This is a genomic window from Serratia sp. HRI (assembly GCF_010119335.3).
GTDB lineage: Bacteria > Pseudomonadota > Gammaproteobacteria > Enterobacterales > Enterobacteriaceae > Serratia > Serratia nevei.
The window spans coordinates 4,297,277-4,317,503 of the sequence record NZ_CP083690.1 but is presented as its reverse complement, the minus strand read 5'-3'; the positions used below and the strand labels follow the sequence as shown (position 1 = coordinate 4,317,503).

The following is a 20,227-nucleotide window of genomic DNA, read 5'->3' as shown; positions in this document are numbered from 1 at the left end:
GCGTCTGTTTAAATTATTCAATTAAACCAAAATCAACAGAGCCAATACGACCACTGCACCCACACCCATAGACGCTATATACCAACGCACCTGGCCGTTCTCGCTCACCGTCAGACCGCGGTTCCCCCAGCGGGAGAAGACGGCCGGCAGGTTCATCAGCGAGTTCAGCGGATCGCGCTGCAGCAGCTTCGCAATGCCCAGGTACGGCTTGACGAACACTTTGTCATACAGCCAGTCGAAGCCCCAGGCATGGAACCACCAGGTCGAGAAGAAACGTCCCGGCGCGCTGTTGGCGATGCTGTTGACCAGGCTGCGTTTGCCCAGCCACAGCGCGGCCGCCAGCAGAATGCCGACGATAGCTACCACGCCGGAGGTGATTTCAAGCGTCAGCACGCTGCCGTGCGCCAGCTCGGTCGTATCCGGCAGCACGCCCTGCAACGGCGGCACGATCATCGCGCCGACGAAGGTGGACAGCACCAGCAGAACCAGCAGCGGCAGGTGGTGAGTGATGCCTTTACCGGCATGCGCTTTGATTTTCTCTTCGCCATGGAACACGATGAAAATCATACGGAAGGTGTACAGCGAGGTCATGAACGCACCGACCAGGCCGGCCACCATCAGGTTGATGTGGCCGTTGGCCATCGCGCCCGCCAGGATCTCATCCTTACTGAAGAAGCCGGCCGTGACCAGCGGCAACGCAGACAGCGCCGCGCCACCCACCAGGAAGCAGACGTACACCAGCGGGATGCTCTTGCGCAGGCCGCCCATCTTGAAGATGTTTTGCTCGTGGTGGCAAGCCAGGATCACCGAACCGGACGACAGGAACAGCAGCGCCTTGAAGAACGCGTGGGTCATCAGGTGGAAGATCGCCGCGTCCCATGCCTGCACGCCCAGCGCCAGGAACATGTAACCGATCTGGCTCATGGTGGAGTAAGCGAGCACGCGCTTGATGTCGGTCTGCACCAGCGCGGCGAAGCCGGCCAGCAGCAGAGTGACCGCACCGACGATGCCCACCAGGTGCAGCACTTCCGGCGCCATCAGGAACAGGCCATGCGTACGGGCGATCAGATAGACGCCCGCGGTCACCATGGTCGCCGCGTGGATCAGTGCGGAAACCGGGGTTGGGCCCGCCATCGCGTCCGCCAACCAGGTTTGCAACGGCAGCTGCGCCGATTTACCGACCGCGCCGCCCAGCAGCATCAGGGTCGCCCAGGTGATGGCCGTATCGCCCACCGCCAGTTTCTGCGGTGCCAGGATCATCAGCTCGCGGATATTCAGCGTGCCCAGCTCGTTGTAGAGGATGAACAGTGCGAACGCCAGGAACACGTCGCCCACGCGGGTCACGATGAAGGCTTTCATCGCCGCCGCGCCGTTGGCCGGATCTTTGTAGTAGAAGCCGATCAACAGGTAGCTGCACAGGCCCACGCCTTCCCAACCCAGATACATCAGCAGCAGGTTGTCCGCCAGCACCAAGACCACCATGCTGGCGATAAACAGGTTGGTGTAAGCGAAGAAGCGCGAATAGCCCTCTTCACCGCGCATGTACCAGGAAGCGAACATGTGGATGAAGAAGCCGACGCCGGTGACCACCGACAGCATGGTCAGCGACAGGCCGTCCAGCACCAGGGTCACGCCGATATTGAAGTTGCCGACGGCCATCCAGGTCCACAGGCTTTGCTCGAACAGCTGCACGCCGGCGGCTTTCTGGGCGAAGAAATCCATCGCCACATACACCGTGACCAGCGCAGCCAGGCCGATAGAGCCCACGCCGACGGTAGCCGCCGTGTTCTCAGACCAACGGCCGCGGGAAAATGCCAACAGCAGGAACCCGATCAGCGGTAGCAGAATTGTTAAATATAATAGGTTCATCCGCGCATCTCACTGACAGTATCAATATTCAGGGTATGACGACGACGGTAGAGCTGCAGCAGCAGCGCCAGGCCGATACTGGCCTCGGCTGCCGCCAGGCTGATCGCCAGGATGTACATCACCTGACCGTCCGCCTGGCCCCAGTAGCTTCCCGCCACGATAAACGCCAACGCCGCAGCGTTGATCATCACTTCCAGGCTGATCAGCATAAACAGCAGGTTGCGGCGCACCAGCAGCCCGGTCAGCCCGAGCACAAACAGGATAGCCGCCAGGATCAGGCCGTGTTGAAGAGGGATCATGCTTGCTCCTCCGATTTTCTTCTCGCCATTTCGCTACTCGCCGGCGCGTTGCTCAGCACCTCGCCAGGCTTGTGCTCGCGGCCGATATGGAAGGCGACAACCAGACCCGCCAACAGCAGCATTGAAGCCAGCTCAACCGCCAGTACGTAAGGCCCGAACAGGCTGATGCCCACCGCCTTCGCGTCGACCATCTCGCCGCTGACACCCTGGTCGGATACGCTGCGGATCGCGACGATCAATACCACCAGCAGCGCCAGCGACAACAGGCCGGGCCCGATCCACACCGTCGGCTTCATCCAGTCGCGCTCTTGCTGCTGCACGTTGCCGAGGTTCAGCATCATCACCACGAACACGAACAGCACCATGATGGCGCCCGCATAGACGATGATTTCCAACGCGGCGGCAAAGTAGGCGCCGAGCGAGAAGAAGACTGCCGAGATCGCCAATAACGAGACGATCAGGTACAGCAGCGCATGCACAGGGTTGGTATGGGTGATCACGCGAATCGTCGCGGCCACCGCAATCAAACCTGCCAGGTAAAATGCAATTTCCATGCTTGCTGGCTCCTTAGGGCAACAGACCTTTGACGTCGATCGGTTTGGCTTCGTTTTCGGCTTCGCCTTTGGCTTTGCCGTCAATCGCCATACCGGCCATCCGGTAGAAGTTATATTCCGGATATTTACCCGGCCCCGAGATCAACAGATCTTCTTTTTCGTACACCAGATCCTGACGCTTGTACTCACCCAGTTCGAAATCCGGCGTCAGCTGGATAGCGGTAGTCGGGCAAGCCTCTTCGCACAGGCCACAGAAAATGCAGCGCGAGAAGTTGATGCGGAAGAACTCCGGATACCAACGGCCGTCTTTCTGCTCCGCTTTTTGCAGCGAGATACAGCCGACCGGGCAGGCCACCGCACACAGGTTACAGGCGACGCAGCGCTCTTCGCCGTCCGGATCGCGCGTCAGCACGATGCGGCCACGGTAGCGCGGCGGTAGGTAAACCGGTTCTTCCGGATACATCTGGGTTTCGCGCTTGGCGAAGGCATGCATGCCAATCATCCAAATGCTGCGCACCTGGGTGCCGAAACCAACCACTAACTCTTTCAATGTCATGGTTTATTCACCCCTTATTGAGCGTTGTACAAAATGACCGCGGCGGTTGCCAGCAGGTTCAGCAGCGTCAGCGGCAGGCACACTTTCCAGCCGAAAGACATCACCTGGTCATAACGCGGACGCGGCAGCGAGGCGCGGATCAGGATGAACATCATCATGAAGAAGGCCGTTTTCAACGCGAACCAGATGAATGGCGGCAGGAACGGACCCTGCCAGCCGCCGAAGAACAACGTCACAATCAGGGCGGACACGGTGACGATACCGATGTATTCCCCCACGAAGAACAGACCGAACTTCATGCCGGAGTATTCGATGTGGTAACCGTCAGCCAGTTCCTGCTCGGCTTCCGGCTGGTCAAACGGGTGACGGTGGCACACCGCCACGCCGGCGATCGCGAAGGTCACGAAGCCGAAGAACTGCGGAATGACGTTCCAGACGTGCGCCTGGGATTCAACGATGGCCTGCATGTTGAACGAACCCGCCTGCATCACCACGCCCATCAGCGACAGGCCGATGAACACTTCGTAGCTCAGGGTTTGCGCGGAGGCGCGCATCGCGCCCAACAGCGAGTATTTGTTGTTGCTCGACCAGCCGGCGAACAGCACGGCGTACACCGCCAGGCCGGCCATCATCAGGAAGAACAGAATACCGATGTTGAGATCGGACACCGCCCAGGTCGGGCTGACCGGAACGATGGCAAATGCCAGCAACAGGGAAGTAAAGGCGATCATCGGCGCCAGGGTGAAGATCACCCGGTCGGAGAATCTCGGCACCCAGTCTTCCTTGAAGAACATTTTGATCATGTCGGCGACCAGCTGCAGCGAGCCGCCCCAGCCTACGCGGTTCGGTCCGTAACGGTTCTGGAACAGGCCGAGCAGGCGGCGTTCGCCGAAGCTCATTAACGCCCCGCACGCCACGACCACCAACAGGATCACGACCGCTTTAAGTACGGCGATCAGAATGTCGATCACCTCAGGGGTAAACCAGCTCATCGTGCCGCCTCCCGCAGATTGTCTACCTTAGCACCCACCAAGATCGGCGGGATCCCTGGCAAGCCGAGCGGCAAACCAACCTGGCCCTGGGTCAGGGTTTCACTCAGACGCACCGGCAGACGCAGGGTCTGGCCCGCACAGCTGAACTCCACCAGGCTGCCTGCGTTGACGCCAAGCGTCGCCGCGTCGGCCGGGTTGACCATCACGTAGGCTTCCGGCATGCGCTGCTGGATCACGTGAGAGCGCTGCGACATTTCATCGCTGCCGAACAGGTGGTAGTAAGGCGCGACACGCCAGCCGTCGTTCGGATTGAAGGCGGCTGGTACGCGGTCGAAGTAACCGAGGCTGCCCTCCCCCGCTTCGATCAGGCGCACGCCCGGATCGCCGTGGCGCAGTTTGCCGCCCACTTCGGCCTGGAACTTGTTCCATGCCTGCGGTGAGTTCCAGCCTGGCGCCCAGGCGAACGGGATCTGCTGACGATCGGCCAGCGGGCTGTTGTTCCCTTCCATCGAGAAGGCGAACATGGTGTCTTTATCCTGCGGCTGACGCGGCTCGTGCACGCTGATGTTGGCGCGCATGGCGGTACGGCCGCTGGAACGGTGCGGCGAACGCGCCAGCTTCTGACCGCGAATGCGGAAAGTCGCGTCCGGCGCGGCATCGACGATGCCCTGCAGCTGCGGCAACGCGGCGACGCAAGCGGCGATCACGTCATCGAGCTGGGTCCAGTCCACGTGGCGGCTGGTGTAGGTGGAGTGCAGCGAGTGCATCCAGCGCCAGCTTTCCAGCATCACGGTGAACTGATTCTTCTTGGCGTCGTCGTAGTAAGCCGGATCGTATACCTGGAAGAAGCGCTGCGCGCGGCCTTCCTGGTTGATCAGCGTACCGTCGCTCTCGGCGAAGCTGGCCGAGGAGAGGATCAGGTTGGCTTTGTCCATGATCGCGGTGCGCTGGTGGTCGGCGACGATCAGGTTGTTGACCTTGGCCAACGCTGCATCCACCTGCGCCGCCGGCGCATGACGATAGAGATCGTTTTCCATCACGATGGCGGTGTCGGCTGCGCCGCTCGCCAGCTGTTCCAGCGCCTGATCGAGCGAACCGCCGCCGATCATCGCCAGGCCCATGCTGTTGGCTGCGCCCGCCACGAAGGTGATGCCGACATCGGAACCGCGGCCCTTCAACGCTTTGGCGATGTTGGCCGCCGCTTCGATGATGGCTTCGCTGCCGGCGTTGCTGCCGGTCACGATCAGCGGTTTGCGTGCGCCGGTCAGCGCCTGCACGATGATATCGACTTTCTTGTTCAGGCCTTCAGCCAGATCGTTGACCGCCGGCGCCGCGCTGTCCAGCGCGTGAGCGATGGCGAAGCCGAAGCGCGCCTGTTCGTCCACCGGCGCGCGGTAGTTCCAGGCGGCGATGTCGTCCAGACGGGTGTTGTCGACGTTGGTGGTGAACAGCGGGTACTTGGCGTGCTGACCGATGTTCTGCACCGCCGCGATCTGCCAGTCGGCCACGCGTTGCGCCGCCGCCATCGCGCGGGCTTTCCCCTTGACGGCCTGGCGCACGGACAGCGCGATACGCGCACCGGTTTGCGTCAGGTCTTCGCCCAGCACCAGCACCGCGTCGTAATCTTCGATCTCACGCAGCGCCGGCGTATGGACGCCGCCGTTTTTCAGCACGTTCAGCATCAGCGCCAGGCGTGATTGCTCCGCCTGAGCGATACCGGTGTAGTAGTTCTCGGCGCCGACCAGCTCGCGCAGTGCGAAGTTGCTTTCCAGGCTGGCGCGCGGGGAGCCGATGCCGATGGTTTTCTTCGCCTGACGCAGGATGTCCGCCGCGCCCTGCATCGCCTGCTCGGCGTTCAGGGTGATCCAGTCATCGCCGCGCAGCTGCTGCGGTTGACGCGGACGATCTTTCTGGTTGACGTAGCCGTAACCGAAACGGCCGCGGTCGCACAGGAAGTAGTGGTTCACGCTGCCGTTGTAACGGTTTTCGATACGGCGCAGCTCGCCATAGCGTTCGCCCGGGCTGGTGTTACAGCCGATGCTGCACTGCTGGCAAATGCTCGGCGCGAACTGCATGTCCCATTTACGGTTGTAGCGTTCGGAGTGCGTTTTGTCGGTGAATACGCCGGTCGGGCACACTTCCACCAGGTTGCCGGAGAACTCGCTTTCCAGCGTGCCGCTTTCCGGGCGACCGAAGTAGACGTTGTCGTGCGCGCCGTACACGCCGAAGTCGGTGCCGTCCGCATAGTCTTTGTAGTAACGCACGCACCGGTAGCAGGCGATGCAGCGGTTCATCTCGTGCGAGATAAACGGCCCCAGCTCCTGATTATTGTGGGTGCGCTTGGTGAAGCGGTAGCGGCGGAAGCTGTGGCCGGTCATTACCGTCATATCCTGCAGGTGACAGTTACCGCCTTCTTCACAGACCGGGCAATCGTGCGGGTGGTTGGTCATCAACCACTCGACCACGCTTTCACGGAACTGCTTCGCTTCACCGTCATCGATGGAGATGAAGGTGCCGTCGGATGCCGGGGTCATACAGGACATCACCAAACGGCCGCGCGTATCTTCCGCGTTTTGGTATTGCTTTACCGCACATTGGCGGCAAGCGCCGACGCTTCCCAGCGCCGGATGCCAGCAAAAGTAAGGAATATCAAGGCCGAGGGAAAGACAAGCCTGCAGCAGGTTGTCCGCTCCGTCTACCTCATACTCTTTGCCGTCTACATGAATCGTAGCCATAGTCAGCATGCTTCCAAGTGGCCTGCCTTGCGGCAGGCGTTAATCAAAAATTCTGGCCGTGTTCGGGCGAGTCGGCTTACCAGCGCTGCTTCAGCAGATTGTTCGGCTGAATGCCGCCAATCGCATGGGCATTGCCGAAGTGCTGCACGGCGATGCCCGCCTCGAACTCTTCACGGAAATATTTAATCGCGCTTTGCAGTGGCTCTACGGCACCTGGCGCGTGGGCGCAGAAGGTTTTGCCCGGGCCGAGGGAACGGCACAGCTGTTCGAGGGTTTCGATATCCCCCGGCTGCCCTTCGCCGTTTTCCAACGCACGCAGGATCTTCACGCTCCACGGCAGGCCGTCGCGGCATGGCGTACACCAGCCGCAGGACTCGCGGGCGAAGAACTCTTCCAGGTTACGCACCAGCGGCACCATGCCGATCTCGTGGTCTACCGCCATCGCCAGCGCGGTGCCGAGACGGCTGCCGGCTTTGCCGATCGCGCCGTATTCCATTGGCAGATCGAGGTGATCGGCGGTCAGGAAGTCGGTCCCCGCGCCGCCCGGCTGCCAGGCTTTGAAGCGCAGACCGTCGCGCATGCCGCCGGCGTAGTCTTCCAGGATCTCGCGCGCGGTGGTGCCGAACGGCAGCTCCCAGACGCCCGGATTTTTCACCCGGCCGGAGAAGCCCATCAGCTTGGTGCCTTTGTCTTCACTGCCGGAGATGCCGGTGTACCACTCCACGCCGTTCGCCAAAATGGCCGGCACGTTGCACAGCGTTTCGACGTTGTTGACGCAGGTCGGCTTGCCCCACACGCCGGCGCTGGCCGGGAATGGCGGCTTGGAACGCGGGTTGGCGCGGCGGCCTTCCAGCGAGTTGATCAGCGCGGTTTCTTCGCCGCAGATGTAACGGCCGGCGCCGGTGTGCACGATCAGCTCGAAATCGAACCCGGTGCCGAGAATGTTCTTGCCCAGATAGCCGGCTTCGGTGGCTTCCGCGATGGCGCGACGCAGGTGCGCCGCCGCTTCGATGTACTCACCGCGAAGGAAGATGTACCCACGGTAGGCTTTCAGCGCGAACGCGGAGATCAGCATGCCTTCCACCAATAGGTGCGGCAGCTGCTCCATCAGCAGGCGGTCTTTATAAGTGCCCGGCTCCATTTCATCGGCGTTACACAGCAGGTAACGGATGTTCATGGATTCGTCCTTCGGCATCAGGCTCCACTTCAAACCGGTGGAGAAGCCCGCGCCGCCGCGTCCCTTCAGCCCGGAGTCTTTCACCAGGCTGACGATCTCGTCCGGTGCCAGGCCTTTGAGGGCCTTTTCTGCGCCGGCATAGCCGTTTTTGCTGCGGTACTCGTCCAGCCACAGCGGCTGCTTATCATCGCGCAGACGCCAGGTCAGCGGATGCGTTTCGGGAGTGCGTACAATGTGCTTGGTCATTGATACTGCTCCAGTAGCGTCTCGATATCTTCAGGCTTCAGCTGACTGTGAGTGTCCTCATCAATCATCATGGTCGGCCCTTTATCGCAGTTGCCCAGACAGCAGGTCGGCAACAGCGTGAAGCGGCCATCAAAGGTGGTTTGACCCGGCTTGATGTTCAGCTTCTTCTCGATAGCGGCCTGAATGCCCTGGTAACCGGTGATGTGACAGACAACGCTGTCACAATAACGGATTACGTGACGTCCTACTGGCTGACGGAAAATCTGGCTGTAGAACGTGGCCACGCCTTCTACGTCGCTGGCGGGGATGCCCAGCACTTCCGCGATGGCGTAAATCGCACCGTCCGGAACCCAGCCGCGCTGCTTCTGCACAATTTTCAGTGCTTCGATGGAAGCGGCGCGCGGATCCTCGTAATGGTGCTTTTCGTGCTCGATCGCATCACGTTCTTCCGCGCTCAGTACAAATGCATCAACGCCGCTCTGAGGAGCGGCTGCGTTGATGGGCTCGAGCGCATCATTGACTGCGTGATTGTCTTTTTGATCATGCATAGTTAGCGGTCCACATCTGACATTACAAAATCGATACTACCCAGATAGACGATCAGGTCGGAAACCAGGCTGCCACGGATGACCGATGGGATCTGCTGCAGGTGCGCAAAGCTCGGCGTACGTACCCGGGTGCGGTAGCTCATGGTGCTGCCGTCGCTGGTCAGGTAGTAGCTGTTGATCCCTTTGGTGGCTTCAATCATCTGGAATGATTCGTTGGCTGGCATCACCGGGCCCCAGGAAACCTGCAGGAAGTGGGTGATCAGCGTTTCAATATGCTGCAGCGTGCGCTCTTTCGGCGGCGGCGTGGTCAGCGGGTGATCGGCCTTGAACGGGCCTTCCGGCATGTTGTTCAGGCACTGCTCGAGGATGCGCAGGCTCTGGCGCAGCTCTTCCACCTTCAGCATCACGCGGGTGTAGCAGTCGCTGGTGCCGTCGCCGACCGGCACTTCGAAGTCGAAGTTCTCGTAGCCGGAGTACGGACGCCATTTACGCACGTCGAACTCGACGCCAGTGGCACGCAGGCCGGCGCCGGTTACGCCCCACTCCAGCGCTTCTTTGGCGTTGTAAGACGCTACGCCGATGGAACGGCCTTTCAGGATGCTGTTCTTCAGCGCCGCTTTCACGTAGGAGTCCAGACGCTTCGGCATCCAGTCGAGGAATTCACGCAGCAGGCGATCCCAGCCGCGCGGCAGATCGTGCGCGACGCCGCCGATGCGGAACCAGGCCGGGTGCATACGGAAACCGGTGATTGCTTCCACCAGATCGTAGATTTTCTGACGGTCGGTAAAGGCGAAGAACACCGGGGTCATCGCGCCGACGTCCTGAATGAAGGTGGAGATGTACAGCAGGTGGCTGTTGATGCGGAACAGCTCGGACAGCATCACGCGGATGGTGTCGACGCGCTCAGGCACCTTGATGCCGGCCAGCTTCTCGACCGCCAGCACATAAGGCATTTCGTTCACGCAGCCGCCGAGGTACTCGATACGGTCGGTGTACGGAATGTAACTGTGCCAGGATTGACGCTCGCCCATCTTCTCGGCGCCGCGGTGGTGATAGCCGATATCCGGCACGCAGTCGACGATCTCTTCGCCGTCCAGCTGCAGAATGATGCGGAACGCACCGTGCGCGGACGGGTGGTTCGGGCCGAGGTTGAGGAACATGAAGTCTTCGTTCTCGGTACCGCGCTTCATGCCCCAGTCTTCCGGCTTGAAGGTCAGCGCTTCCATCTCCAGATCTTCTTTCTGCTTGGTCAGCACAAAAGGATCGAATTCGGTGGCGCGCGCCGGGTAGTCCTTGCGCAGCGGGTGCCCTTCCCAAGTCTGCGGCATCATGATGCGCGACAGGTGCGGGTGGCCGTCGAAGGTGATGCCGAACATTTCCCAGGTTTCGCGCTCGTACCAGTTGGCGTTCGGGAACACCTTGGTCGCCGTCGGCACGTGCAGGTCTTTTTCAGACAGCGCCACCTTCAGCATGATGTCGCGGTTGCGTTCGATGGAAATCAGATGGTAGAAAACGGAGAAATCCGCAGCGGGCAGGCCGTCGCGGTGGGTGCGAAGACGTTCGTCCACGCCATGCAGATCGAACAGCATGACATACGGCTTCGGCTGTTTTCTCAGGAACGTCATTACTTCCAGCAACTGGTCAGGTTTAACCCATACCACGGGCATGCCGGTACGGGTGGCCTGAACAGTAAAGGCTTCCGGCCCAAAACGGTTGCGCAGTTCGCCGATCACCGGGTCGTCAAGGTGATCTCGGGTCTGCCAGGCAGGCAAGGCGTCGTGCGTCGTCAAATCTGTCATAATTTTTTTTCACCACACTAAAGGGTTATTCGCCGCAAGTTTCACTTTTCGCTGTGTTAACCAATAGCGCACTAAGATGGACGTTAAATGAACGTCTTAAATCTCGTCAGGCGTCCGGAGGTTGGTCACCGCGATACGCTCGCCGTGTTTACGCTCTCTTTCAGACTGCATATTGGCGCGGTAAACGCCCTGATCGCCGACAACCCACGACAGCGGGCGACGTTCTTTGCCGATGGATTCCTGCAGCAGCATCAGCGCTTGCATGTAGGCTTCCGGACGCGGCGGGCAGCCGGGAATGTACACGTCGACCGGCAGGAACTTGTCCACGCCCTGCACCACGGAATAGATGTCGTACATGCCGCCGGAGTTGGCGCAGGCGCCCATCGAGATCACCCACTTAGGCTCCAGCATCTGCTCGTACAGGCGTTGGATGACCGGGGCCATCTTGGTGAAACAGGTACCGGCCACCACCATCAGGTCAGCCTGACGCGGGGAGGCGCGCAGTACTTCCGCACCGAAACGCGCCACGTCGTGAACGGCGGTAAACGACGTCACCATCTCCACGTAACAGCACGAAAGGCCGAAGTTATACGGCCAAATAGAGTTTTTACGCCCCCAGTTCACCATGTCATGCAGCACATGTTCGAGTTTACCCATGTAAACCGTGCGGTGGACCTGTTGTTCCAGGGGATCGGCGACGATCTCCTGTTTTTGCAGGGGATAACGGTCGTTCTCACCGTTCGGGTCTATGCGGGTGAGCGTATAGTCCATCTTAATGCCTCGCTGTTACTGCGGATGACTGTTGGTGTTAGTGATCGTGCTCGGTTTGCTGCGGCGTTGGGAACGCGCCGGAGTCCAATCCAACGCGCCGATGCGCACCAGATAAACCAGACCGGCCAATAGCACCAAAATGAAAATGGCGGCTTCGATAAAGCCTACCCAACCGCTCTCGCGAACCGAGACCGACCAGGCATACAGGTATAAGGCTTCAACGTCGAAAATAACGAAGAACATGGCCACCAGGTAGAACTTGGCGGACAAGCGCATGCGCGCCGTACCGACCGAGTCGATGCCTGATTCAAACGGGGTGTGTTTGGCGCGCGCCCGGGCTCTCCCACCCAAGAAGAACGCACCCAGCAGCATTAAGCCGCAAAGCCCGATAGCCACGACGAGAAATACGGCGAGCGCCCAGTGATGAGCGATAACTTCAGTGGTTGTTGACATACTCTATGCTTACTCATCAAAAGTGGCGTCGATCGCGCTGCTCTTGTCACCGGCAGTTAGTGCGCCACATCGATTTAAGGGAAGGATAAATAACCACACAAACAAACTGCTTTTACAGCGAGTTAGGCAGCGTTTTTCTGTGGGCTTTTTACTCCTTTCTATAACCTTTTGTCAACTTTGACAAAAGTATCTACACACTAGTTTACATACGTATCATTTGATTAACATTTGATGCGCCAGGGGCTGGCTAAATCGTGTCAGTTAATTTTTGTGTAGAAACAGATAGATATAAACCAACGTGCACATTTCAGTTTTACTATACCATTGTCTCAGGAATTCCCTGTTCTTCCACTCACTACCTAGGGGTATTTTTTTGATCCAGGACACGTTTTCAGCACAAATCCTCAAAAAAAGTGTGGCCCTTTAACAATTTTCCTCAAATTAAGCCGCAAAAACGGCCGCTATAAGCTAACAAAATAACCCTGCTATTACCATGCCTTTAACCCATTCAATCTTATTGCTCAAAAAACAAACTCAGCGTCTTAAACCCGGCCAAACTCTCTTTTCAGTAACGCTTAAAAGTTAATAAAACAGCCAACTCATAACAAAATCGTCATTAAATCCCTATAACAGTAAAAATAGCCAAAAAAAGGGCAAAAAAAACCTCCGCCGAAGCAGAGGTTTTCATCAGAGCTAACGCCGCGGCGTTATTCTTCTTCGTCCACCAGGCTGGCGTCATCCTGATCGCCCTGGAGACCAGCTTCCGCGCCGTTGAAGCCATAACCGTCATTGCCGCCCTGCATTGCGCTGAAGATGGCCATCGCCAGCTCATTGCTGCACTGCGCGTTTTTGCACAGCGCATACTGGGTATCCGGCAGCGGCGGCAAACCTTCCACCGCCCCCAGCACCCGCAGATCGGGGCTCATCATCTCGATCGGCCGCGCGGTCACGCCCAAGCCGGCCTTACAGGCCGCCCGCACCGCGGACAGCGTGGAGGCGACGTAGGCGATACGCCACGGGATACCGGCTTCGTCCAGCTGCTTGATCGCCAGCGCACGGAACGGGCTTGGCTCATCCATCACCACCAACGGGATCGGTTCGCCCGCCTGATAGTGGTAATCGGCGGCACAGTACCACAGCGTCGGCGATGTGCGCAGCACGATATGCGGATGTCCGGCCGGATCGGCCGTGGTCACCGCCAGCTCGATCTCGCCCTCTTCCAGCAGATCGACCATCGTCGTGCTGCGCTTTACGCGCACGTCAATGGCCAGCTTCGGATAGATGGCGGTCACGCGGTTCAACAGGAAAGGCAGAATGGTATCGGCGGTGTCGTCGGAAGCGCCGATGGTCAGAACACCTTTAATATTGTTGTACATCAGCGAGGTACAGGCTTCGTCGTTAAAGCGCAGGATCTTCCTGGCATAACCGAGAAGCTGAATACCATGCTCAGTCAGGAGTTTGTTACGCCCATGGCGGGCAAACAGTTCTTTGCCGACCAGTTGCTCTAATCGCTGCATTTGTTGACTGACGGCTGATTGAGTACGGCATACGGCAACCGCCGCCGCCGCAAAGGTATTCAAATCAGCAACCGCAACAAAGGTTCTTAGCAGATCGAGGTCGAGATTAAGTATCGGACGATTTGCAGTTGTCATAGTGTATTCTTCACTTTTTTAAATTCTAATTTACGAACTACTACCCTGGTGTGTTTCTCAGACGCCGTTGAAAAGGACGGAGCCTGTTATGACAGTACCCCACTCATAAGTGGAGGGCAAAAAAATTACTTATGATTCGTTACCTCTATCGCTTTTTAAAATGCGATCTATCGATGGTGCTTATAGAACGCGGGGAGCTGAATACCGGTGAAAAGGGAACCCCCCCACCGAACCTGAGATTTTACTCATTCATACTGCCTAATTTCCACTCCATTCGTGCTACTGAGAACCCTTATCAACCGGCGTTCAGACTGCATTACAGAGCAAAAAAGATAAATAATTAACGATACCGACTTCGTGTTACCACTCAATGAATTTAATAAATTCAATCAGTAAGATTTTTGCTTTAAATAATAATCCTATAACCACATAAACAATGCTTAAGATAAAATATAAAGTAAAGCTAATGTAAATATGTCATTTTTCTTAGTGTGGTGCGCTAACTGACTCCCCGCTATCAGACAACTCCGGTATTATCGTTCCTTTACAGTTTATTGAAGCCTATTCTCCCTTTCGGCTTATCAGTTCACTGCTGCCGGCCGCGATCGCCGGCACGTCGCGTTTATCGAGGCGGGATTTTACAGAACAAAACCCTAGTAAAATTATAGTTCATGAAATTATGAACCACAAAATAACTTTACCTTTGCTTATCATAACTAAAATCCCCCGTTACGACATGCATTTGCACCAAAGGCGTGCAAAACCCTTCAAAAGCAACTACGCCAGGAGTACATTGGGCGGGTTGCGGCGTCCCACGGTAGGAGCGCCCCTATCCCAGCAAAAGGCTCAACTTTTTATGTCCCCCATTGAGAAATCCAGCAAACTGGACAACGTCTGCTATGACATTCGCGGCCCGGTGCTTAAAGAAGCTAAACGTCTTGAAGAAGAAGGCAACAAAGTCCTGAAACTGAACATCGGCAACCCTGCCCCGTTCGGTTTCGACGCCCCGGACGAAATCCTGGTCGACGTGATCCGCAATCTGCCCACGGCGCAAGGCTACTCCGATTCCAAAGGCCTCTTCTCGGCGCGTAAAGCGATCATGCAGCACTATCAGGCGCGCAACATGCGTGACGTGACCGTTGAGGATATCTACATTGGCAACGGCGTCTCGGAGCTGATCGTCCAATCCATGCAGGCGCTGCTCAACAGCGGCGACGAAATGCTGGTGCCGGCGCCGGACTACCCGCTGTGGACCGCCGCGGTATCGCTGTCCGGCGGCAAGGCCGTGCACTACCTGTGCGATGAGCAGGCCGGCTGGTTCCCGGATCTGGACGACATCATCAGCAAGATCACCCCGCGCACCCGCGGCATCGTGATCATCAACCCGAACAACCCGACCGGCGCGGTTTACAGCAAAGCGCTGCTGGAACAGATCGTCGAGATCGCCCGTCAACACAACCTGATCATCTTCGCCGACGAGATCTACGACAAGATCCTGTATGACGAAGCCGAGCACCATTCGATCGCCGCGCTGGCGCCGGATCTGCTGACCGTGACCTTCAACGGCCTGTCGAAAACCTACCGAGTGGCGGGCTTCCGCCAGGGCTGGATGGTGCTGAACGGGCCGAAGAAGCACGCCAAAGGCTATATCGAAGGGCTGGAGATGCTGGCTTCGATGCGCCTGTGCGCCAACGTGCCGATGCAACACGCCATTCAAACCGCGCTGGGCGGTTATCAGAGCATCAGCGAATTCATTCAGCCCGGCGGCCGCCTGTACGAACAGCGCAACCGCACCTGGGAACTGCTCAACGACATTCCGGGCGTCTCTTGCGTAAAACCTCAGGGCGCGCTGTACATGTTCCCGCGCATCGACGCCAAGCGCTTCAACATCCACGACGACCAGAAACTGGTGCTGGACCTGCTGCTGCAGGAAAAAGTGCTGCTGGTGCAGGGCACCGCGTTCAACTGGCCTTACCCGGATCACGTGCGAATCGTCACCCTGCCGCGCGTAGACGAACTGGAAATGGCGGTCGGCAAGCTGGGCCGCTTCCTGGAAGGTTACCACCAGTAATCGCCTGGGGCGCAGCGCCTTGCTGCGCCCTTCTCTCATTGCCCGGTTGCAAAATTCGCCGTCACTGCTTCACAATGGGGCCCTCACTTGCCGTTAAAGAGAGCACCATGAGCCAGAGCCATTTCTTCGCCCATCTATCCCGCCTGAAACTGATCAACCGCTGGCCGCTGATGCGCAACGTGCGTACCGAGAACGTCTCCGAACACAGTCTGCAGGTAGCTTTCGTCGCCCACGCATTGGCGGTGATCAAGAACCGCAAATTCAACGGCAACCTCAACGCCGACCGCGTTGCGCTGCTGGCGATGTACCATGACGCCAGCGAAGTGATCACCGGCGACATGCCGACGCCGATCAAGTACTACAATCCGCAGATCGCCCATGAATACAAGAAGATCGAAAAGATCGCCCAGCAAAAGCTGCTGGACATGATCCCCGCGGAGCTGCGCAACGACTTCCGCACCATTCTCGATGAGCACTACTACAGCGAAGATGAAAAGCAGGTAGTGAAGCAGGCAGACGCACTGTGCGCCTACCTGAAATGCCTGGAGGAACTCTCTGCCGGCAACAACGAATTCACCCTGGCCAAGGCGCGGCTGGATAAAACTCTGGAACAGCGCCGCAGCCCGGAAATGGACTACTTCATGGACGTGTTCATTCCCAGCTTCAGCCTGTCATTGGACGAAATCAGCCTCGACAGTTCGCTGTAATCCCGCCGGCGCAGCCTCGCTGCGCCGTTAAAAGCCGTAGAGCCACGGCACCACAATCACGCTGACCGCCATCACCAGCAGAGTGAACGGCACGCCGAGACGCACGAAATCGCCGAACTTGTAATTGCCCGGCCCCAGCACCAGCGTGTTGACCGGTGAAGAGACCGGCGTCATAAAGGCGGCGGACGCGGCGATGGCGATAATCATCGCGAACGGGTATGGCGAGACGCCCATTTCGCGCGCGGCGGCGATGGCGATCGGCGCCATCAGCACCGCCGTCGCGGTGTTGGAAATAAACAGGCCGATGGTGGCGCACAAGATGAACAGGCACAGTAGCATCACGCGCGGCCCCGCACCGCCGGCGACGTCCATCAGCCCGCTGACGATCAGATCCACCCCGCCGGTCTTTTGCAGCGCCTGCGCAAACGGCATCATCCCGACGATCAAAATGATGCTCGGCCAATGAATCGATTTATAGGCGCTCTCCATATCGATACAGCGGAACTTGCCCATCAGCAGACAAGCGATCAGCGCCGCGATGGGGTTGGGGATTTCGTCGGTCAACATCATTGCCACCATCAGCGCCAGGCAAAACAGCGCGTGCGGCGCCTGCGTGATGGCCGGTGCCACTTCGTCCACCTCGGCCGGCAGGTTGAGCACGATAAAGTCGTGGGTTTTGGCCTGCAGCTGACGGATCGCCTTCCAGTCGCCGATCACCAGCAAAATGTCGCCCAGCTCCAGCGGCTCGTCCACCAGCTTGCCGCCCAGCGTCTCGCCGTGGCGACGGATGCCCACCACGTTGAGATCGTAGCGGCTGCGGAACGCCGCTTCGCGCAAGCTTTTGCCCAGCAGCGCCGAGTCCGGGATCAGCGACACTTCCGCCATGCCGACGTTGCGCGACTGTTCAGAGAAGTAATCGCCGCGCAGCACCATCGGCTCCAGCCGCTGCTCGCCGCAGAATTCGCGCAGATCGACCTGGCTGTCCGACATGTCGATCAAAAGAACGTCGCCCTCGCGCAGCTCGGTGCTGCCGGAAGCGCTGACCATCACCCGCCGGAAGCGTTTCCAGCGCTCGATGCCCACCACGTTGGCGCCATAGCGCGCACGCAGGTGCAGTTCATCCAGCGAACGCCCGATCAGCGGCGAATCGCTGCGGACAGCCAGCCGCCGCGCGCGGCCGGTCAGCTTGTAGTCGCGGATCAAATCGCGGAAGGTGCGGCGCTGCCAGTCATCGCCGGCTTTGCCCGTTTCACCGCTGCCCAGCCAACGCCGGGCGATCAGCATGTAGCCGACGCCCAGCGCCAGCACCACCAGGCCAATGGGCGTCACGCTGAAGAAACCGAAACCATGGATGCCTTCACGCACCAGTTCGCTGTTGACCACCATGTTGGGTGGCGTGGCCACCAGCGTCATCATGCCGCTGATCAGCCCGGCGAAGCTGAGCGGCATCATCAGCCGCCCCGGTGCGATCTTCATTCTGGCCGTCACGCTGAGCACCACCGGGATAAAGATCGCCACCACGCCGGTCGAGCTCATGAACGCCCCCAGCCCGGCGACCGTGACCATCAGCAGCATCAACATTTTGGTTTCGCTGCTGCCGGCCACTTTCACCAGCCAGTCCCCCACCTGATAGGCCACGCCGGTGCGCACCAGCCCTTCACCGATCACGAACAGCGCCGCGATCAAAATCACGTTGGGATCGCTGAAACCGACCGTCGCCTCCTGCAGGCTGAGCGTGCCGCTCAGTACGAAGGCGATAATCACCAACAGCGCCACCACGTCCATGCGCAGCTTGTTGGTGGTAAACAGCACGATGGCAATCAGCAGTAAACTCAGCACCCACAGTAATTCGCTGTTCAAAACGGCCTCATCCGGCAAATGTCCAAGGGTCTAAAAAATAGCATAAAAAAAACCCGCCGAAGCGGGGTCTAATCAATTAGGGTGAAGATAATGCCGCTCAGGCCAGCCGGCGAACGATTGCGCCCTGCGCCGTTTTATCGACGGCGATCTGCGCCAGCGAATCCAGCCGCAGGTCGACCTGATCCAGCTTCGGCGCATCCGCCGGCGCGTTGACCGCAATCACCTGGCAGCCCGCCGCCAGGCCGGAGAGAATGCCGGCCGGCGCGTCTTCAACCACCACGCACTCGTGCGGCGCAAGCCCCAGGCGCTCGGCGCCCAGCAGATAGGCGTCGGGCTGTGGCTTACCGTGTTTAACCTGCTCGGCGGTGATGAACACCTCCGGCTGCGGCAAACCGCCGGCCTGGCGACGAGCGCCGGCCACCGGCACCGAACCTGAGGTGACGATCGCCCAAGGGATACCGAGCGCGTTCAGGCGCTCCAGCAGCGCAATCGCGCCCGGCAGCGCGCGAACGCCGTCGGTATCCTGCGCTTCGGCCTGCTCCAGCAACTCGAACTCGCGCTGAATTTCCGCTTCGCTTTCGCCCGGCATAAAGTGGCGCAGAGAAGTCATGGCCTGTTTACCGTGAATGAAGTCCAGCACCGCTTGCGGGTTGACGCCGCGGCGCTCGGCCCAGTGCGTCCAGGCGCGCTCTACCGCCGGCAATGAATCCACCAGGGTGCCATCAAGATCGAACAGAAAACCCTTACACTCCACAGAAAACCTCTTCTTAATCAAGCATTGATGATTTGCGCTATCTCAACGGCGCTCAGGTGATACTGGCGCGGACAGGCCAGCCAGATCGCCAGCATACGCTGGTATTTTTCCCACATTTTGGTCTGGGCGTTGAAACCATGGCTGCCGGAATCGAAGTGAGTATAACGCCCCTCGGTGCTGACCAGGAAACGCACGTAGCTCAGGTAGCGCGCTTCGGTGGCGGCGTCGAAACCGAGAAACGCCAGGCGGCGCTCGTCCAGATCCTGCTTCTCTTTCAGGTTGCCCCAGGAAACCTGCAGCGCATGGTGCATCTCCATCACGTTGATGATGGTGCGGCACACCTCTTCGCTCAGTTCGCCGAAGTCGCGATCCAGTTCGCGCATTTGCAACCCGAAGCCGCGTTCGACGATGGTTTGCAACCGGCGATAACGGTCGCCGTTGTCCGGATCGAGCAGGGTCATCATCTTGTACTGGTTCGACAGGATCAGCCGCTGGGCGTTGGTCATTTCCATCAGGATTTCCTCATTTCTGTGTGATGGCGGGAGCATCGCACAGCGCAAGAACGCAGGAAATCACAACTCGACCGTTCTTTGATTTAAACCGGGGTTATTGACGCTTAGACGAAAAAGGCCGCATCAACGCGGCCTTTTCTCAGTTACAGATCGTCGAGGAAGGTTTTGTCCAGCTGCTTGAAAGCACGCTTGAGCAGATCGGCCAACGTCTGATAGGTCGGCGTGCCTTCGAGCGGCGCTACCGCCTGCCCGGCTTCCGTCAGCTTGTTGCGCACCTCATGGAACCATTGCAGCAGCGTCGGCGGCAGCGGCGTAACAGAACGGCGCCCCAGCCACCACAAGCCCTGCATCGGCAGACTGCAGGCGAACAGCGCGGTGGCGATCGCCGGGCCGAGCTGGCCGCCCAGCGCGATCTGCCAGGTCAGCGTGAAAATCGCCAACGGCGGCATGAAACGGATAGCGAAACGGGTGGCACGCGCAACGCGGTTCTCCGGAAAGACCGGTGCCAGACGTTTGTCTGACGGCCAGGTTTTCATATAATGCTGCCCGCGCTGGAAGACCTGAAACCAGCTTACGGAACCGGACGGTTTGCTCGTCATTGCGTACCTCAACGTCACGTAAAGAAACTAAAAGCGTGCTGCCAGAGCCCATACTAAAAAATTTGAAGCTTTA

Annotated in this window: 18 protein-coding genes; 2 read left to right on the top strand and 16 right to left on the bottom strand. The window is 58.9% G+C overall.

What is annotated here, in order from left to right:
• Nucleotides 1–21 precede the first annotated feature (21 nt).
• The 12 genes from nuoL to lrhA form a co-directional block, all read right to left on the bottom strand.
• Nucleotides 22–1,869 (bottom strand): NADH-quinone oxidoreductase subunit L, encoded by a 1,848-nt coding sequence (nuoL, locus tag GF111_RS20680; RefSeq protein WP_019453716.1) that lies wholly within the window; start codon nt 1,867–1,869, stop codon nt 22–24.
• Nucleotides 1,866–2,168, bottom strand: coding sequence for an NADH-quinone oxidoreductase subunit NuoK (gene nuoK / locus GF111_RS20675; protein WP_004936014.1), 303 nt, complete (start codon nt 2,166–2,168; stop codon nt 1,866–1,868). The genes nuoL and nuoK overlap by 4 nt, the downstream gene beginning before the upstream one ends.
• Nucleotides 2,165–2,722 carry an NADH-quinone oxidoreductase subunit J gene (gene nuoJ, locus GF111_RS20670; RefSeq protein WP_055317182.1) on the bottom strand — a complete coding sequence of 186 codons (558 nt, stop codon included), beginning with the start codon at nt 2,720–2,722 and terminating at the stop codon, nt 2,165–2,167. Before nuoJ ends, nuoK begins: the two co-directional genes overlap by 4 nt.
• A 13-nt stretch (nt 2,723–2,735) precedes the next feature.
• A complete protein-coding gene (gene nuoI / locus GF111_RS20665) occupies nt 2,736–3,278 on the bottom strand; it encodes an NADH-quinone oxidoreductase subunit NuoI (protein ID WP_025160170.1) in 543 nt (180 codons plus the stop codon).
• Between the two features lie 14 nt (nt 3,279–3,292).
• Complete coding sequence (gene nuoH, locus GF111_RS20660; RefSeq protein WP_038876403.1) at nt 3,293–4,270, bottom strand: NADH-quinone oxidoreductase subunit NuoH; 978 nt, start codon at nt 4,268–4,270, stop codon at nt 3,293–3,295.
• Nucleotides 4,267–7,005, bottom strand: coding sequence for an NADH-quinone oxidoreductase subunit NuoG (gene nuoG / locus GF111_RS20655; RefSeq protein WP_048234759.1), 2,739 nt, complete (start codon nt 7,003–7,005; stop codon nt 4,267–4,269). The genes nuoH and nuoG overlap by 4 nt, the downstream gene beginning before the upstream one ends.
• A gap of 76 nt (nt 7,006–7,081) precedes the next feature.
• Nucleotides 7,082–8,428 (bottom strand): NADH-quinone oxidoreductase subunit NuoF, encoded by a 1,347-nt coding sequence (gene nuoF, locus GF111_RS20650; protein WP_004936030.1) that lies wholly within the window; start codon nt 8,426–8,428, stop codon nt 7,082–7,084.
• The gene (nuoE, locus tag GF111_RS20645) at nt 8,425–8,976 is read right to left on the bottom strand and encodes an NADH-quinone oxidoreductase subunit NuoE (RefSeq protein WP_004936034.1); all 552 of its coding nucleotides are present in this window, start codon (nt 8,974–8,976) and stop codon (nt 8,425–8,427) included. The genes nuoF and nuoE overlap by 4 nt, the downstream gene beginning before the upstream one ends.
• Before the next feature lie 2 nt (nt 8,977–8,978).
• Nucleotides 8,979–10,775: an NADH-quinone oxidoreductase subunit C/D gene (gene nuoC, locus GF111_RS20640; protein ID WP_004936036.1), complete on the bottom strand. Its 1,797-nt coding sequence runs from the start codon at nt 10,773–10,775 to the stop codon at nt 8,979–8,981.
• A 96-nt stretch (nt 10,776–10,871) separates the two neighbouring features.
• Nucleotides 10,872–11,546: an NADH-quinone oxidoreductase subunit B family protein gene (locus tag GF111_RS20635; protein WP_162419930.1), complete on the bottom strand. Its 675-nt coding sequence runs from the start codon at nt 11,544–11,546 to the stop codon at nt 10,872–10,874.
• Between the two features lie 15 nt (nt 11,547–11,561).
• Nucleotides 11,562–11,999, bottom strand: coding sequence for an NADH-quinone oxidoreductase subunit NuoA (gene nuoA, locus GF111_RS20630; RefSeq protein ID WP_025303663.1), 438 nt, complete (start codon nt 11,997–11,999; stop codon nt 11,562–11,564).
• A 707-nt stretch (nt 12,000–12,706) separates the two neighbouring features.
• Nucleotides 12,707–13,651, bottom strand: a complete 945-nt coding sequence (gene lrhA, locus GF111_RS20625) for a transcriptional regulator LrhA (RefSeq protein ID WP_038876408.1) — start codon at nt 13,649–13,651, stop codon at nt 12,707–12,709.
• A gap of 856 nt (nt 13,652–14,507) precedes the next feature.
• Between lrhA and GF111_RS20620 the strand changes: the two genes are divergently transcribed.
• Nucleotides 14,508–15,722, top strand: a complete 1,215-nt coding sequence (locus GF111_RS20620) for a pyridoxal phosphate-dependent aminotransferase (protein ID WP_004936047.1) — start codon at nt 14,508–14,510, stop codon at nt 15,720–15,722.
• 107 nt (nt 15,723–15,829) lie between these two features.
• Nucleotides 15,830–16,429, top strand: a complete 600-nt coding sequence (gene yfbR, locus GF111_RS20615) for a 5'-deoxynucleotidase (protein WP_025303666.1) — start codon at nt 15,830–15,832, stop codon at nt 16,427–16,429.
• A gap of 27 nt (nt 16,430–16,456) precedes the next feature.
• Here the strand turns inward: yfbR and GF111_RS20610 are convergent, their stop codons facing one another.
• From GF111_RS20610 to yfbV, 4 genes are all read right to left on the bottom strand, one after another.
• The gene (locus GF111_RS20610) at nt 16,457–18,307 is read right to left on the bottom strand and encodes an SLC13 family permease (protein WP_147190300.1); all 1,851 of its coding nucleotides are present in this window, start codon (nt 18,305–18,307) and stop codon (nt 16,457–16,459) included.
• A 79-nt stretch (nt 18,308–18,386) separates the two neighbouring features.
• Nucleotides 18,387–19,043 carry a sugar phosphatase gene (locus tag GF111_RS20605; protein WP_060442081.1) on the bottom strand — a complete coding sequence of 219 codons (657 nt, stop codon included), beginning with the start codon at nt 19,041–19,043 and terminating at the stop codon, nt 18,387–18,389.
• Nucleotides 19,044–19,060: 17 nt separating this feature from the next.
• Nucleotides 19,061–19,555, bottom strand: a complete 495-nt coding sequence (locus GF111_RS20600; protein WP_016926898.1) for a YfbU family protein — start codon at nt 19,553–19,555, stop codon at nt 19,061–19,063.
• A gap of 143 nt (nt 19,556–19,698) precedes the next feature.
• A complete protein-coding gene (gene yfbV / locus GF111_RS20595; RefSeq protein WP_004936061.1) occupies nt 19,699–20,154 on the bottom strand; it encodes a terminus macrodomain insulation protein YfbV in 456 nt (151 codons plus the stop codon).
• Nucleotides 20,155–20,227: the final 73 nt, after the last annotated feature.

Excerpts from the sequence above, each read along its gene's own strand:
- GF111_RS20600 (WP_016926898.1), bottom strand. The coding sequence starts at position 19,555 with ATGGAAATGACCAACGCCCAGCGGCTGATCCTGTCGAACCAGTACAAG.
- nuoI (WP_025160170.1), bottom strand. The coding sequence starts at position 3,278 with ATGACATTGAAAGAGTTAGTGGTTGGTTTCGGCACCCAGGTGCGCAGC.
- yfbV (WP_004936061.1), bottom strand. The coding sequence starts at position 20,154 with ATGACGAGCAAACCGTCCGGTTCCGTAAGCTGGTTTCAGGTCTTCCAG.
- nuoH (WP_038876403.1), bottom strand. The coding sequence starts at position 4,270 with ATGAGCTGGTTTACCCCTGAGGTGATCGACATTCTGATCGCCGTACTT.
- nuoA (WP_025303663.1), bottom strand. The coding sequence starts at position 11,999 with ATGTCAACAACCACTGAAGTTATCGCTCATCACTGGGCGCTCGCCGTA.
- nuoJ (WP_055317182.1), bottom strand. The coding sequence starts at position 2,722 with ATGGAAATTGCATTTTACCTGGCAGGTTTGATTGCGGTGGCCGCGACG.
- nuoL (WP_019453716.1), bottom strand. The coding sequence starts at position 1,869 with ATGAACCTATTATATTTAACAATTCTGCTACCGCTGATCGGGTTCCTG.
- GF111_RS20620 (WP_004936047.1), top strand. The coding sequence starts at position 14,508 with ATGTCCCCCATTGAGAAATCCAGCAAACTGGACAACGTCTGCTATGAC.
- GF111_RS20635 (WP_162419930.1), bottom strand. The coding sequence starts at position 11,546 with ATGGACTATACGCTCACCCGCATAGACCCGAACGGTGAGAACGACCGT.
- nuoK (WP_004936014.1), bottom strand. The coding sequence starts at position 2,168 with ATGATCCCTCTTCAACACGGCCTGATCCTGGCGGCTATCCTGTTTGTG.
- nuoF (WP_004936030.1), bottom strand. The coding sequence starts at position 8,428 with ATGACCAAGCACATTGTACGCACTCCCGAAACGCATCCGCTGACCTGG.
- yfbR (WP_025303666.1), top strand. The coding sequence starts at position 15,830 with ATGAGCCAGAGCCATTTCTTCGCCCATCTATCCCGCCTGAAACTGATC.
- nuoE (WP_004936034.1), bottom strand. The coding sequence starts at position 8,976 with ATGCATGATCAAAAAGACAATCACGCAGTCAATGATGCGCTCGAGCCC.
- lrhA (WP_038876408.1), bottom strand. The coding sequence starts at position 13,651 with ATGACAACTGCAAATCGTCCGATACTTAATCTCGACCTCGATCTGCTA.
- nuoC (WP_004936036.1), bottom strand. The coding sequence starts at position 10,775 with ATGACAGATTTGACGACGCACGACGCCTTGCCTGCCTGGCAGACCCGA.
- nuoG (WP_048234759.1), bottom strand. The coding sequence starts at position 7,005 with ATGGCTACGATTCATGTAGACGGCAAAGAGTATGAGGTAGACGGAGCG.